The sequence below is a fragment of the Acinetobacter sp. YH12138 genome (assembly GCF_015218525.1).
GTDB classification, from domain to species: Bacteria; Pseudomonadota; Gammaproteobacteria; order Pseudomonadales; family Moraxellaceae; genus Acinetobacter; species Acinetobacter amyesii.
Genome location: NZ_CP048670.1, coordinates 3,068,460 through 3,083,084, shown reverse-complemented (window position 1 = coordinate 3,083,084; position 14,625 = coordinate 3,068,460). Strand labels below are relative to the sequence as shown.

Here is a 14,625-nt window from a genome sequence, read left to right as displayed (position 1 = left end):
ATGCACAAATTTTTCAACAGTTTATCGCTGTGTCTTTGTTATAGTTTGCTCGTTGCATGTCAAAGCCAATACGTCACGACACCCAATCTTCCCACTGAAGCTGCACTTGTCGCTGAATCGGTTGATAATGGCATCAGTACGGAGCTTAAAATCCCATATATGACCGCCTTTCGAAATCTGCGACAAGCCTATAATCACTGTGTTGCGTTTACCGCGAACAATCGATACGTCTATACCGATAATCGTTTAGAAGAGCATTTGGAGCAGGGGACATTGATGGCACGAACTGAGCATGGGGCGTATTTGCATAAAATGTTGGTTGAAAGTTTAGATCCACAGACGACACGTATTACCTTATTTTTACCGAAGCAATATACCTTTGCCCAAGCACGTTTTAAACAAGATGTTCAGCGCGCACTTGGACAAGATAAAAACTGTAATACCTTTGAATTTGCTCAATCCAACTAATTGAACTTTAAGACGCTTGTGAGCTTTCCTGCTCTGGGTGCTCTACACGTTTACCGCCTTCATAACTGGCAAATCGAGCCTGATCACGTTTGAAGACCGGTGCGGGTGTTGGCCAAGGCCAATCTCCAAAATGGGTTTCACGATAGCGTTTAAAAGCCGCATCGAGTTCTTCCGTGGTATTGAGCACAAATGGACCGCGCATCGCCACGGGTTCATTAATCGGTTCACCTTCTAACCACAGAATCCGTGCTTCTAATCCACCTGCTTTGAGATGGACGTTGGCATCTGATTGGAGTTCAACCAAATGCTTCATTTGAATGGTTTGACCTTCTATTTCTAATGTATTGCCTTGATAGAAATAAGCAAAACGGTTGGAGCTACTTGTTGTTGCGGGAATCACCAACTCTGCACCTGCTTGCATGGTGATTAAATAAATGTTGACCTTATTTTCTGCGGCAGCCGCCCATGAGTGTGGCGGTCGGGAAATAGCATCAGTGGATTTGAACTGCCCTGAAATCACGCGAATATCCGATTTTTTTCCTTCATTATCCGTTTCAAAGACGTGAGGAATCTCTTCACGCCAAAACATTTTATAGTCAGCATCATGGGTTTTCTGTTCAGCTGATGAATTAAACCAAATTTGGAAAAGTTCAAAAGGATTGGCTTTATCTTCATGCAGTAGGGGGAACATTTCACAGTGTTCAACGCCATTGCCTGTAGACAGCCATTGCACATCACCCGCAGCATAGCGTCCGCCATTGCCTAATGAGTCAAAGTGATCGACATAGCCTTGTTCAACCAAGGTAATGGTTTCAAAGCCAGTGTGTGGATGCTCTGGGAAACCTGAAACCACATCGCCATAGTACATATTGAATTCATCATTCTCTGCGGCTGTTTTTGGCCCCATGTCTGCATTTGCAGCAGGAAAATGATCAATATGATGAGCAGTAAATAAGAAAGGATCTTTTAAATCTAAACGAAAGGTAATGGGTGTAATGTTATAAATCACAGCGTTTGACATAACTGTTCCATCATTGGCTTTATTATTCAGCATTAATCTAAAAGGAAAAACAGTCGTGTTCTATAGCGGAACTGTAAGAAAAAAGCGTTAGCTCAAGGTCTAACGCTTTTTTGATTTACAACAGGTGGAATGCAATGGAAATACTAAATTTCGCTACTTATTCAGTTTTAGTGGTTGCATTAGATGAGCTTTTAGCTGCTTGGTCTTGGATCAACATACCTGCCAATTTCAGCATTTCCGCTTGAATATTTCCCATTTGATTTTGGATTTTCTGAAAATCAACTTTGCTTAAATCGACTTGTCCATTGAGAAAAGGTGAGGCCAATACTTGCTGATTCGCTGCCTGTAGATTGCTGCGAATATCATTAATCTCAGTGCTTTTTAGATTTAAATCATTCAATGCTTGATTGAAACCTTTGAGCTGCTGTTGCAGCTGGGTTGCCGCTTTTTGCAATTGGAGATGATCTTGGTTGCTGACTGCGGCTTCTAAATCGACCTGCGTTTGTTTGAGTTGTTCAACATAATTGCCGGCTTTAAGTTGCATATCCGCAACATCGCGAACGATATAAAACATATTGCCGCTTTTTAATTGGCTTTGATCGATCGCCTGACTTTGTGTCGCAGATTGATCTTCGTTTGTTGATGTTGTTGCAGGGCGATCATTTTCTGCTGCGATTTCTTGTTCCTGTTGCGGTGCTGTGGCAGGTTCACAGCCAATCAGCACCAAAACACCACTAAAAATGGCAAAAGGGAGAAGGGCATTCTGCACAAGCTTTTTCATTCAATCATCACTATGTGTTAAGTCTATGCTTTGAATATAGGGGCAGAATGTGGATAAAAAATAGATTGTTGCAAAGCAATAACAAAATAATCGCTCGAACAAAAAAAGAGGGCATTTGCCCTCTTTTGATGTTTTGATGGGTTTAACCCGCAATGATTTTGATCATGGCGTGGCTGACGGCATTCATTAAAATGTAGTCGCCATTCACTTTAATCCATTGTTGGTTTTTGCCTGGTTTAGACAATTTTTTGTATTTAATGTGGTCACCTTTGTAGCGATGACCACGGTATTCAGAAGGTACATTTTGTCCAGAACGCCAATCATGTGAAGGATTTACAGCTTTCTTCTTGTTCTGGCTTTGGTTTTTTACCCGTGTGTATTGTTTAGTGTGCTGTTGGGTTTTCGTCTTTTGAGGATTTTGCCGTGCATCTATTGTTAGCGCAGATACACGTGCTGTCAAAAAATACATAAAACGATAGCTTTCATTAATGTATTCATAAGTTCACCTGTTTACTGCTGGATATGAATTGATAAGATTCATCATAATGAGTATTTACAGGGAAACTTTGAACAATGTGTATGTGAAATATTAAAATAATGAATAAATTATTTAAATTGTCATCATATGATAATTAATGGCTATTATTGTTATAATTTAAAATGATAAATCTCAGTTAAAATCATAATAATCTTAACTGAGATATTGAGATATTGAGATATTGAGATATTGAGATATTGTCGAATTATTTGGCTAATTCAGCGTTAATGGCATCGACAATACGAGCATCATCTGCCTTGATATCAGGCGCAAATCGAGCCACAACTTCGCCTTGTTTATTCACGAGGAATTTTTCAAAATTCCATAAAACTTCAGGCTTAGGATTTGGAGTTAAACCGTATTCAACTAAATCATCCCACCATGGGCCTTCACCAATGCGTTCAGGGATGGCTTGGGTTAAGGTTTGATAGAGTGGGTGTTTATCCGCGCCTGCCACAGAAATTTTTGCAAAAAGTGGGAAATCAACCTTGTAGTTGATTGAGCAAAATTCTTGAATTTCAGCTTCAGAACCAGGTTCTTGTTCTAAAAAGTTATTGGCAGGAAAACCTAAGACTTCAAAACCTTGTGATTTCTTCTCTGTATAGAGTTTTTCTAGGCCTTCATATTGCGGTGTTAGCCCACATTTAGAGGCTACATTGACCAATAATAAAACCTTGCCTTGGTATTGATTGAGTGTGGTGTCATCACCTTGGATCGTTTTTACTGGGATATCGTAAACTGAAGCTGACATATTCGTTCCTAATTGAAGTTGTGCCTTTCATCCTTGTTTTAAAGGGAAATCTGGTGAACAGCAAGCTTTTATCGATAGGCTTTTCGCATAATTTTTGTAGTAGTTTGCAGAATTCGAGCTGAGGCTTGCTTGAGTGCTTGACGTTTAACTAGTGGCGCGGTGTTGGTTTGGGGTTTTTCCTGTATAGCGTTTAAAAAACTCAATAAAGCTTGAGCTGTGTTGATAGCCCAATTCATAGCTGAGAGCTTTAATTGACTGACCAGCGCGGAGCTGTTGAATGGCATAAATAATTTTTGCACGGTTTCTCCATTCAGAAAGGCTCATTTGCAGTTCGTTATGACTCAGCCGCAGTAACTGACGCTCACTCAAACCGACATTGGATAAGCATCGCTGTAGGCTCAAGCTAAAATGATCTACATCTGCGAGCTGTGCCAAGATCGGCTTTAACACTGCATCATGGCTTTGCGGTAAATAATGTTGATGTTTGGGCGCTGCTTTTAACTGGTCGAATAAGACCTGTAGTAGGTGTCGATAGGGTGGTGTGGTATGTTGCTCTGTAGGAAAGGCCAAAATTTCTTGCACCAACAAACGAAAGAAAGGCTGGATGCTAAATACTTCCGTCTGCTTGGGGAAATTTATGCAGAGATCTGGTGCTAGTCGGATTGCCACATAATGAATGGGTTGCTCATCAATCGCGACTGAGCAATGTTCTGTCTGTGGGGGAATCCACACCCCATAACTGGCAGGTGAGAGATGATGTTGCCCTTGTATCTCATATTCGAAAATACCATCGAGACAAAAATTAAAATCACCCCAAAGACAACTGTGCGGGTAGACCGTATCTAATGCTGTGTAGTGTGCTTCAAAAAGTTCGATCTGTTGTTCAATTGGTGGTGATGTCATATAAGCCTAAGAGTCAATGTCGGAACTACAATATAAATGTCTGAAATCATGTATTTCAATTAAAACAGACATCACTCAAAATACCTAGACCAATCTTTGCACGATATATTGAGGAGTCAGACATGTTGCTTCAAGCGCGTTGGGCGAAATTTGCAATTTGTTTGCCTCTGATCGCGGTATTTATATGGTCGTTAAATATTACCGTCACCCGCTATGTAACTGATTATATTTCACCGGTCAGTATCAGTTTTTATCGATGGTTTATTGCATTTTTGATCTTAACCCCCTTTATGCTGAAAACCGTTTGGCAGCAAAGACAGCTTATCGGGCAGCATTGGCAGCAATTGGCTGTGCTGAGTGCTTTTGGCATGGTGTTATATCAAGGTTTGGGCTATACCGCTGCGCATTATACGACGGCGACCAATATGGGCATCATTAATGCCTTTATCCCTGTTTTTACGATTGCCGTTGCATTTTTCATACTTAAAGATGTACCCAATCGCTATGCCATCTTGGGCTGTGCGATCTCATTTACAGGGCTATTGTTTGTCATTGCACAAGGCGATTTCAGTCAATTACTGAATATGGGCGGACATTTCGGCGATATCCTGATGATCTTCGCAGTGTTCTTTTATGCCTTTTATGGGGTGTTTTTAAAAAAATGGCAATTGAAACTTCCGCTACTGTTGAGCTTATATGTACAAATTTTCTTTGCCGTTTTATATCACTTGCCATTCGTGTTGTATTTAGGCATTGACGCGATTAATCCTACAAATGCACCAAGTGTATTTTATGCGGCAATTTTTCCATCATTGATTGCACCGTTGGTATGGATGTTGGCTGTGCAACATCTCGGGCCGAATCGCACCAGTATTTTTATGAATTTGATGCCGGTATTTACCGCGATTATTGCCTATTTCTGGTTGGCTGAGCAGTGGATGTTTTATCATACCGTCGGCACAGTGATGGCGATTACTGGGGTGATCTTGGCGCAGCGTAAGTAAATCTAGTAAAAAGTTGAAAATTTACGAGAAGTTCTGATTAAAAAACAGGCAAACAAACTTATTTTTTATAGAGCAAATCTTTTGAAAATGGATTTTTGAGTGTAAAACTGAATTAAAAAAACAAATTCTCGTCTTAAAAATCAATCAAAAATAGATACATATTTTGACTAAGTAGTTATAAAATCACAAATAAAGTGCTTATCAGTAGTTTTATTTATATAAAAAATATATTTGTTAAATTTAAAAAAATATTACATAATACTTTCATCGTAAATGATGAAGTAATTCTTAATAATTACTTGATATTTACCCAGAGATTGCAAGACCCTCTGGATGTGATTTTATACACATCCTTTTTTATGCTCAGCCATCCCTATATGGCTGAGCTTTTTTTTGTTTGTATTTTCTAAAAGGCAGGTATAGACAGGCATCCGAGCTTATGCACGGATGATGTCACCTGTTTCAGCATCAATAATTTTGCTTGGTTCTTGGCTTAGGCCGAGATCACCATTTAAGTAATTTAGTTCATTGGCAAAATACTGATTGGCTTCTTGTAAGGAACGTGCAGGGGTTAATCCCGCAGGATTGGCGCTGGTAGACACAATAAAGCCATTAAAAGCTTGGCATAAAGCCACACATAAAGAGTGGGTAGTCACACGGACTGCGACTTTTGGATGATTGCCTTTAATCCATGTTGGGATATGGTCGCCAGCCGGTAATAACCATGTGGTTGCACGTTCATTGGGTTTACGGTTGGTCCATGTCGCAACGACTTGCTGACGCATATCATCTGTTAAGCCTTGAAGCAGGTGTTCAACTTGAGCGACATTGGCCGCCAACAAAATCACACCTTTTTCAATGGGACGTTGTTTTAAGCGCAAAATTTCAAGAAAGGCTTGCTCATTGTAGGGATCACAGCCCAATCCCCAAACAGCCTCTGTAGGATATGCGAGAACCTGACCTTTTTTAAGACAGGAAGCTGCTTCTGCAACAGAGGTGGTAATCATTTCTATAGACCTTATCTGATTCGACAAAGGACTATTGTGAACCTAATTTACCCATTCGACAACGTAAGTAGTGTCCGGCTTGTTGTGCGGCATAGCCCATTAACTCTAATTCCATCAGTTGACTGGTCAATGTCGCGGTATCAATTTTGAGTTGAATGGACAATTGATCAAGGCTTTGGCCGACCCAATCAAGCTGCCGATACAGCGCAATTAAATGTTCTGGTATAAGTTCGGGTGGAGGGGTGTCTGGTGTTGCTGTTTTGGGTGTCTCGATTTCGGTGGTTGTTAAGGTTTCGGCAGCCTGCGATTGCCATTGTGTAGCCAATGCCAAGTCTTCAATAACCTGTTGTGGATGATCAATCAAAATTGCACCTTCGCGTATGAGTTGATGGCAACCTTGATGCGACTCACTATAAATATGGCCTGGAATGGCAAAAATAGATTTGCCTTGTTCGGCAGCGCGTTGAGCCGTGATCAGTGAACCACTTTTTAATGCCGCTTCCGCCACGATGACACCAAGGCTGAGCCCACTGACGATACGATTTCGATGTGGAAAATGGTGTTGCAGGGGTGGGGTATGTGGTAGAAACTCACTAATCACGGTGCCGCCATGTTGGATAATCTCTTGTCTTAAACGCTGATGTGCGGTCGGATAAGTTTGATCTAAACCTGTGCCCATCACGGCAATGGTTCTGTGGTGTTGTATGGCAGCGCGATGTGCCGCTTCATCAATTCCTTGTGCTAAACCGCTATTGATATAGAATCCTTGCTCACTCAGATAATAAGCAAAATCATAGGCAATTTGTCGACCTTGTGGGCTGGGTTTGCGGCTACCAACGATTGCAATCTGGGGTTGCATCAAGGCTTGGGCATTACCTTGCCCAAATAGAATGGGCGGCTTGTCGCTATAAGGTAACAGCTGTTGTGGATAGTTTAGGTCTTCAGGAATCAGTACAAAGTCACTGTATTGTTCAATATCCTTGAGACATTTTTCAAAGCTAAGCTGTCCACTTGGGCTGTGAAATTCCTCAAAGCGCTTTAAATGATTTTTATGCAGTCCTAATTTTTGCCATGTGGTGATTTGATTAGGCTTAAGGGCGTAGTGTAGGGCAGGATAGTGCTGCTGAATTTTATAGAAACTACGAAGTGAGTGTTGCACCACAAACCACAGGCGAATGTAATCTAAATGCAAGTCAGTCAATGAGTTGAGCATAATGAGACCTTTGAATATGTCTTCTTTTTATGGGTTAAAATTATTAGTGATATCGTTGTTGGATAATAAAAAATGAGGCTGAATACAGCCTCATTTTTATGGATTTGGTCTTAGTCATCCATCAGTGGTGGCTGAATCGTTGCACCCACTTTGATTGGTAATTCGCTCTCAAGTACATAAGCATAGCTTAAGTTATCAAACGTTTTGAATACCATGATGTTGCCAATACGTTGTCCTGGAAGTTGAACACGTTCTTTGGTTTTCGGATCAGTCACGATTTCACCTTTTTGGTTCACGCTAAAGACTTGACCAGATTGAACGCCTTGCAAGCTACCACGGTCGATTGTCACAACACTGTGAACCGCTGCAGTACCAATCGAGCCCATGACACGAACAATACTACCGCCAGCAGTGACATTTTCAGCATTGGTTGGATAGAACAGCGTTGGTAGCATTGGGTCATATTCAGGAAGAACACGATCGCCACGACGAACTTCGGCATTATAAGTATCGGTCAGTTCTAAAGTGGTAATGTCATTTTCACCACGAACGGCAACACCTGAAGCGACTTGAGTCAGTTCTAAACCTGCGTTGTATTTTTTGCCGTTTGCATCGGTAAAGATGTACGGTTCGCCTTCACGGTAAACAGCATAACGTTGACCGACTTGCATACCTTGGCCGCGTGCATAAACTGTTTGACCTTTGGCAGCTAATACGCGTTGATCAGCTGTACCTAAAATGTAAGGTGTGCCTTCCACAGAATCAGCTGCAACAATCATGCTGCGCTCAAGCCATTGCTTAATATATTCTAATGGGATAACCGGAATCGCACTGTTGAGGGATTCAACACGAACTTGTGGTTGAAGTTTAGTGCCACCTGTATAGCGACGAATAATACCTTCACAGCCATCACCTTCATCCTTACCGATGATTGGGCGGCCATTGTAGGTACACATTAATAGGCGGTCACCTGGGAAAATCCAGTGCGGATTTTTCACGTGTTTATTGCTCGCCCAGATTTCAGGCCAGCGCACGGGATTTTTTAAGAAACGCTTGGAAATATCCCACAACGTATCGCCTTTTTTCACCACATAAACTTGAGGCGCACCTGCCTTCAATGATGGTGGATTGACGTTACGAGCAGGGGCAGCTTCTGCAACACTGACCATTCCCATCCCCACACTTACACAGACTGTAAGTGCCAATAATTGTTTTTTAAACCCCAAGGCACTAAAAGTTGGCATGCCCTTCAAAACCTTTTTCATTATCATAATTCCTAAAATTATGTATGCAACTGCGTTATAATAACGATATTACACACAATTTTTTGATGAAGCATTCCTTCATTTTGTTTTTTGATCAATGGCATAAGTGAGGACGTCGTATGGCCTTATTACCTATTTTAAGTTTCCCCGATCCCCGTCTTCGTACCATTGCAAAACCAGTCGAAGAAGTTACTGATGAAATTCGTCAGTTAGCAGCCGACATGTTTGAAACTATGTATGAAGCACCGGGAATTGGCCTGGCAGCAACACAGGTAGATCACCATATTCAGCTGATAGTCATGGATTTATCTGAAGAAAAAGATCAACCCATGGTGTTTATTAACCCCAAAATTACGCCATTGACGCAAGAGACGCAGCCCTATGAAGAAGGCTGTTTATCAGTGCCTCAAATATACGATAAAGTTGAGCGCCCGTCACGTGTAAAAATTGAGGCAATTAACCTTGAAGGTCAATCATTTGAAGTGGAAGCGGACGGACTTCTCGCAGTTTGTATCCAACATGAAATGGATCACTTAAATGGTAAGTTATTCGTCGACTATCTTTCACCTTTGAAACGTCAACGTGCACGTGACAAAGTGGAAAAATTGGTTCGCCAACGCCAAAAAGATAAAGTCGCAGTTAAACGTTAATTGATCGCGGTTAAAAAATACCTGAGACAAGCCCAATTTTGATTGGGCTTTGTTATACTTGGGGCAGACAAATGTTAGGGTTTGCCTGTATTGTTTCGTAGTGGAGTGCTGCTGTCCTTTGCAGCCGTTTTTTTGCAGATTGCTGTTTTTTTACAGCCATTGTTGCCCAAGCAATATCAAGTTGCTCCGGTCTGCGAAACCATTACGCGTGCACTTTTACTTCCCAATGTTCATACTGAACATACCGCACATTCACACCATTCATCTTCCGCTCATGTAGAGCAAGTTCAAGTCGATCATACTGCCCATGAACATGATGCCAGTCATCAATGTCAGTATTGTACGGTCTATGGCAATTTGGTTTTGCCCCCTGAACTTGATGTGAAAGAAGTGCTTGATCGAATTCAAGTTCGTTTAATTGCTTTTCAAAAAGCTTTCAAGCATGTCTGGTTTGTTCTTCAACAACTCTTTTTACTTCCGCAAGGTCGAGCCCCACCACTCGCTGCATAAATCCGACGTTTTTTAAACTTGGGTCTTTGAGGACTCAGGTACGCCTTTATTTATGTATTTTGTGAGATAAACATGGCTCAGCCTAAATTTTTTCAACAGCCTCTTGCGGCTGCAATTTGTATTGCCTGCTATTCAACTTCTGTGATGGCTGACGAGATGCCCGTAGAGATGACGGAAACCAATGCAGTACAGACTTTGGCACCGATTGTGGTGACATCACATCAAGGGAATGATGCCAATGGTTTAATTGTCCGTGCCAATCCAAAACAGCCGATTCAACCGATACCTGCCAGTGATGGGGCCGATTATTTAAAAAGCATTGTGGGTTTTAGTGCAGTGAAAAGTGGCGCAGGAACCAATGGCGATGTCACCTTCCGTGGCATGTTTGGTTCACGCATTAAAATTTTAACCGATGGCACAGAAAATCTAGGGGCGTGTCCAAGTCGTATGGATTCGCCGACGTCTTATATTTCACCTGAAAGCTATGATCGTATTTCAGTGATTAAAGGACCTCAAACGGTTCAATATGCCAATACAGGTTCTGCTGCAACAGTCTTGTTTGAACGCAAACCGGAACAGTTGGATGCTGATAAAAATTACCGTGGTCAAGTCAGTGTGATGATCGGCTCTTATGGTCGTTTAGATCATAATGTCGAAGCGGCCGTGGGGGATGAGCATAAATATGTCCGTTTAAATGCTAGCCGTTCTGTTGCAGACAGCTACCAAGATGGAGATGGTAATACTGTGCCGTCAGACTGGGAGCGTTGGAATACAGATTTGGCACTCGGTTGGACGCCAAACGAAGATACATGGGTAGAACTTACTGGAGGTAAAGCCGATGGTGAGGCGGTGTACGCGGGCCGAATGATGGATGGTTCACAATTTGCCCGCGAAAGCTTGGGGCTTCGAGTCGAGAAAAAGAATGTCACTGAGGTGATTAAGAAAATTGAAGCACAAGTGAACTATAGCTTTAATGATCATGTCATGGATAACTATAGTTTACGTCCTGAACCAATGATGAAAATGGCGACTAATGTTGCTCGTAAAACATTAAACGCTCGTATGGCCGTAACCCATGAATGGGATAGTCTTCAATTTATTACGGGTATCGACAGCCAAAATAACCAACATAGTATTCGTAAAACAGATTCAAAAAATCATATTGTTTATCAAGACCAGCTACGTATGACAGACATGAAATATCAGTCTTATGGTGGTTTTGGTGAATTAACCTATCATTTTGATGATCAAAACAGTTTGGTTTCAGGTGTTCGGTTTGATCAAGTCGATGTGAAAGATGAACGACAAGATTCAATTGATCAAGGTTATAACCGTAAATTGGATAAAACCTTAACAAGTGGCTTTATCCGTTTTGAAAATACACATCCTGAACATGATGATGGTAAAACCTATATTGGTTTAGGCTATGTAGAACGTATGCCAGATTATTGGGAATTATTTAGCCCAAAATCAGGAAATGGTGATATCAATACATTCAATCATATTGATACGGAAAAAACGCTTCAGTTAGATATGGGCTATCAACATCAACATGGTGCTTTGAATTCTTGGGTGTCGGCTTATGCTGGTTTGGTGAATGATTATATTTTAACGAGTTATAAGCCTGGAACAGGAATGATGGGAGGTATGGAAGCGCATAGTCGAAATATCGATGCAACCATTGCAGGTGCAGAAGCTGGGATTGGCTATCAATTTACAGATGCGATCCAAGCAGATGTCAGCGCAATGTATGCGTGGGGGGAAAACACCACGGATAATACGCCATTACCACAAATCTCACCTTTAGAAGCTCGGGTAAATTTACGTTACATTCAGGATAATTATACTTTGGGTGCGTTATGGCGTGTTGTTGATGGTCAAAATCGTATCAGTGCGTACCAAGGCAATATCGTGGGTTATGACCTGAAAGAAAGTACAGGTTTTGGCACACTGTCTTTAAATGGTACTTATCATATTAATGAGGGTGTAGATGTATCTATCGGTGTGGATAATCTCTTGAATAAAACCTATACCGAACATCTGAATAAACTGGGTGATGCAGGGACAGGTTTAGCGACCGATCAACAGTTTAATAATATCGGCCGCAATTATTGGGCACGTATTTCGATGAAATTCTAAATCTTGATATTTGTCATCCAAAAAGCAGAGCCATCGCTCTGCTTTTTTTATTGGTGCATACTCGCCAGTTGTTTGGCTTTACTTTGATACAGTGCTAAACCGAGTTTTTGAATTGCACGGCCTTTTTGCTGTAACTTTTGATTTAAACTCGGAACATGCTTAGCACCTGAATATAGGACGAGATTTCTAGCCAATAAATAATAGGCAAACCATGCGGCGGATTGGGGTTTGAGCCCTAATTTATGCATGCGTTTTTTGCAAATAAAAAATTGTGTCAGCTCCAGATGTTGTCGATAAGCTAGTTTTTGCTGAAATGGTCGGAGGTATTTGTATTGTCTTTCAAAAGGTTCTTTAGAGAGAGTGGCGCCGAGAGCCATACTGCTTGCATCAGATTGGGGGCATACAAATTGCATCCAATACAGCAGTTTCCAACCGTCAGATTCTTTTTCAATTAACCATTTTTCATCAATACCCATCAACCAGCCGACATAGCGCCAAAAATGCAAAAAGCTTTCAGTTTCTTGTTTTGATGGGAAAATCCCTAAAGCGCGAATGCCCAAAAGTACCACACTGCTAAAGGCAAGATTGGTCATCGCTAAGTCAAATTGATTGATCGGCACCCCCCACGTTGCAAAATCCCAGTCTTTACCTTTTTGGAGTTGATGCCGTACCAAAGCATGAATAAAACGCACATAAATCGTCGATGTAAATCCCGCATGCAAACGTTCGAGTCCGCGTTCTTCAGTGATATCTACCCACCATTTGGTGGTTTCAGCCAGACGTGTACCGGCTTGTTTATTTAAAGCACCCGTCAGCATGAGCGGTTGATTGAAACCGGGGAAGAGATAACCCACCATCATTTACTTATTTTAATCACATTAATTCACGGACCAATGCTATTCGGACTGCTCTTATCTTTAGTGCAGCCCATTATTGATTTGGTTTATTGCAAATCATTAATCACGAATTTGTTTCTTTGGACTGGCTTTCTTGCCTTAAATGTATTTTGGTGTGCGATACAGCGTAAAGCTTTGAGCGGTGGAGAAGGGTATCACTATCTAGCGCTATTGCCCATCACACTCAAAAGTCGCTTTGCAGTGGAAATCAAATTTTTAGGCAGTTTAAGCTTTTTGCTGATACTGCCATTTGTTTTAGCGCTTCTATATGTTTGGGTTGAGTATGAACTCTTGGCTTCCCTTGGCATCAGTGTATTGATGCTACTTTGGATCTTTAATTTATTAATTATACAAATGCTGTTTTTACAACAGAATCAATATTGGGTTTTAGTCTGTCTTTTGACATATTTGCCCATTTTGAGTCTAGCGATATTGGACGCTCAACTCGTTGCGGTGTTGTTATCTACTTTCATCTGTATAACAGCAATAAAATTTTGGCTGCTCGGTAGGAAATCAAAACCAATTAAGCTGCAAATACCTAGCGTATTTCTGATACAGAAATATAGCCCACTCTGGCTCAATCAAAATAAACTCATTATTCGTCAGGCATTTCATAAAAGATTTCTAACCCACCGTATTGTCAGTATCGGTATTTCGGTTACAGCGGTCGTGATTTTGTATTGGTTCGCCACACAGGTGAACACTTGGAACATCATGAGCCTTGATTTCACTGCTTCACAATTATTCCAATTGATGTGTGCCATCTATATTGCACTGAGTTTATTCAATCTAGGCGTGATAAAAATGGACTTAAAATCAAATTTTGAATGTGCAGAACAATTCTGGGTCATTCAAGGGTTCACACTTTGGCAGCTCAGGAAATACGAATACTGTGTTTTATTGATAATTGGCTTGTTGATGAGTGTGCCAGTTTTGGTCTGGCTACTACTGAAAGGTGGATTCGTTGATGTGCTATTGATGGCGACATTATTTGGTATCGCCATTCCATTTATTTAGTAGTTGTATAGAAAACCTGAAGAAGTGCACGGTGTTATGCCAGTTTTAATGTTTATCTTATGGGTGCCTCTGGCATATTGCATGCTTTCTGTACGCTAAAAACACTTTTTTAAGTAAAAAACGCTGATTTAGTAGAATAAATAAACAAACGTAATGAAAAATTAAAAATAAATGGAAAAGGGTGTTGCGTTGGATCAGAAATGCTGTAGAATGCACATCCATCGGCGGTGATGAAGATTAAAACTTCTGATAAAACAATGACTTGGTTGAATTGATTAAGTTGGGTTTTGTTTTTTAAGTTTAAAAATAATTTGAATTACTAGTTGACTCTTTAGAAATAAAGAGTAATATAGCCGACCTAGCTTGATGGTGACGAACCAACAAGAAGATCATTAAGAGATTATGAAGAACAACTTGTGTGGATTTTTACTGATTGATTGATCGAAATTATTTTCATTGATT

At 40.9% G+C, this 14,625-nt stretch carries 14 protein-coding genes and 1 pseudogene; 6 read left to right on the top strand and 9 right to left on the bottom strand.

Going from position 1 to position 14,625, the window contains the following annotated elements:
• Entirely contained in the window at nt 1-468 is a 468-nt protein-coding gene (locus G0029_RS14965) for a hypothetical protein (protein WP_180095223.1), read from the top strand.
• Between the two features lie 7 nt (nt 469-475).
• On the opposite strand, the gene G0029_RS14960 is transcribed toward G0029_RS14965, so the two are convergent.
• The 5 genes from G0029_RS14960 to G0029_RS14940 all read right to left on the bottom strand — a co-directional run bounded on the left by G0029_RS14960 (nt 476) and on the right by G0029_RS14940 (nt 4,462).
• On the bottom strand, nt 476-1,489 hold the full coding sequence (locus G0029_RS14960) for a pirin family protein (RefSeq protein WP_180107640.1): 1,014 nt from the start codon (nt 1,487-1,489) through the stop codon (nt 476-478).
• A 157-nt stretch (nt 1,490-1,646) separates the two neighbouring features.
• Nucleotides 1,647-2,270, bottom strand: coding sequence for a hypothetical protein (locus G0029_RS14955; protein ID WP_180107639.1), 624 nt, complete (start codon nt 2,268-2,270; stop codon nt 1,647-1,649).
• A gap of 142 nt (nt 2,271-2,412) precedes the next feature.
• Nucleotides 2,413-2,739, bottom strand: a complete 327-nt coding sequence (locus G0029_RS14950; RefSeq protein ID WP_227591836.1) for an RcnB family protein — start codon at nt 2,737-2,739, stop codon at nt 2,413-2,415.
• 274 nt (nt 2,740-3,013) lie between these two features.
• Nucleotides 3,014-3,559, bottom strand: a complete 546-nt coding sequence (locus tag G0029_RS14945; protein WP_111885877.1) for a glutathione peroxidase — start codon at nt 3,557-3,559, stop codon at nt 3,014-3,016.
• A gap of 144 nt (nt 3,560-3,703) precedes the next feature.
• The gene (locus G0029_RS14940) at nt 3,704-4,462 is read right to left on the bottom strand and encodes an AraC family transcriptional regulator (protein WP_180107638.1); all 759 of its coding nucleotides are present in this window, start codon (nt 4,460-4,462) and stop codon (nt 3,704-3,706) included.
• 122 nt (nt 4,463-4,584) lie between these two features.
• Between G0029_RS14940 and G0029_RS14935 the strand changes: the two genes are divergently transcribed.
• A complete protein-coding gene (locus G0029_RS14935; RefSeq protein WP_180107637.1) occupies nt 4,585-5,466 on the top strand; it encodes a DMT family transporter in 882 nt (293 codons plus the stop codon).
• A gap of 437 nt (nt 5,467-5,903) precedes the next feature.
• Here the strand turns inward: G0029_RS14935 and G0029_RS14930 are convergent, their stop codons facing one another.
• From G0029_RS14930 to G0029_RS14920, 3 genes are all read right to left on the bottom strand, one after another.
• Nucleotides 5,904-6,473, bottom strand: coding sequence for an L-threonylcarbamoyladenylate synthase (locus G0029_RS14930; protein WP_180107636.1), 570 nt, complete (start codon nt 6,471-6,473; stop codon nt 5,904-5,906).
• Between the two features lie 31 nt (nt 6,474-6,504).
• Nucleotides 6,505-7,686, bottom strand: coding sequence for a DNA-processing protein DprA (gene dprA, locus G0029_RS14925; protein WP_180107635.1), 1,182 nt, complete (start codon nt 7,684-7,686; stop codon nt 6,505-6,507).
• A 110-nt stretch (nt 7,687-7,796) separates the two neighbouring features.
• Nucleotides 7,797-8,951, bottom strand: coding sequence for a LysM peptidoglycan-binding domain-containing protein (locus tag G0029_RS14920; RefSeq protein ID WP_078191460.1), 1,155 nt, complete (start codon nt 8,949-8,951; stop codon nt 7,797-7,799).
• 119 nt (nt 8,952-9,070) lie between these two features.
• On the opposite strand from G0029_RS14920, the gene def reads away from it, so the two are divergent.
• The 3 genes from def to G0029_RS14905 all read left to right on the top strand — a co-directional run bounded on the left by def (nt 9,071) and on the right by G0029_RS14905 (nt 12,250).
• Nucleotides 9,071-9,601, top strand: coding sequence for a peptide deformylase (gene def, locus G0029_RS14915; RefSeq protein WP_180079234.1), 531 nt, complete (start codon nt 9,071-9,073; stop codon nt 9,599-9,601).
• 90 nt (nt 9,602-9,691) lie between these two features.
• Nucleotides 9,692-10,111 (top strand): DUF2946 family protein, encoded by a 420-nt coding sequence (locus tag G0029_RS14910; protein ID WP_143221628.1) that lies wholly within the window; start codon nt 9,692-9,694, stop codon nt 10,109-10,111.
• A 72-nt stretch (nt 10,112-10,183) separates the two neighbouring features.
• The gene (locus G0029_RS14905) at nt 10,184-12,250 is read left to right on the top strand and encodes a TonB-dependent copper receptor (RefSeq protein ID WP_180107633.1); all 2,067 of its coding nucleotides are present in this window, start codon (nt 10,184-10,186) and stop codon (nt 12,248-12,250) included.
• A gap of 47 nt (nt 12,251-12,297) precedes the next feature.
• Here G0029_RS14905 and G0029_RS14900 read toward each other — a convergent pair.
• Nucleotides 12,298-13,110, bottom strand: a pseudogene (locus tag G0029_RS14900) (oxygenase MpaB family protein); the annotation flags it as partial.
• Between the two features lie 468 nt (nt 13,111-13,578).
• Here G0029_RS14900 and G0029_RS14895 point away from each other — a divergent pair.
• On the top strand, nt 13,579-14,163 hold the full coding sequence (locus G0029_RS14895; protein ID WP_180107632.1) for a hypothetical protein: 585 nt from the start codon (nt 13,579-13,581) through the stop codon (nt 14,161-14,163).
• Nucleotides 14,164-14,625 lie beyond the last annotated feature (462 nt).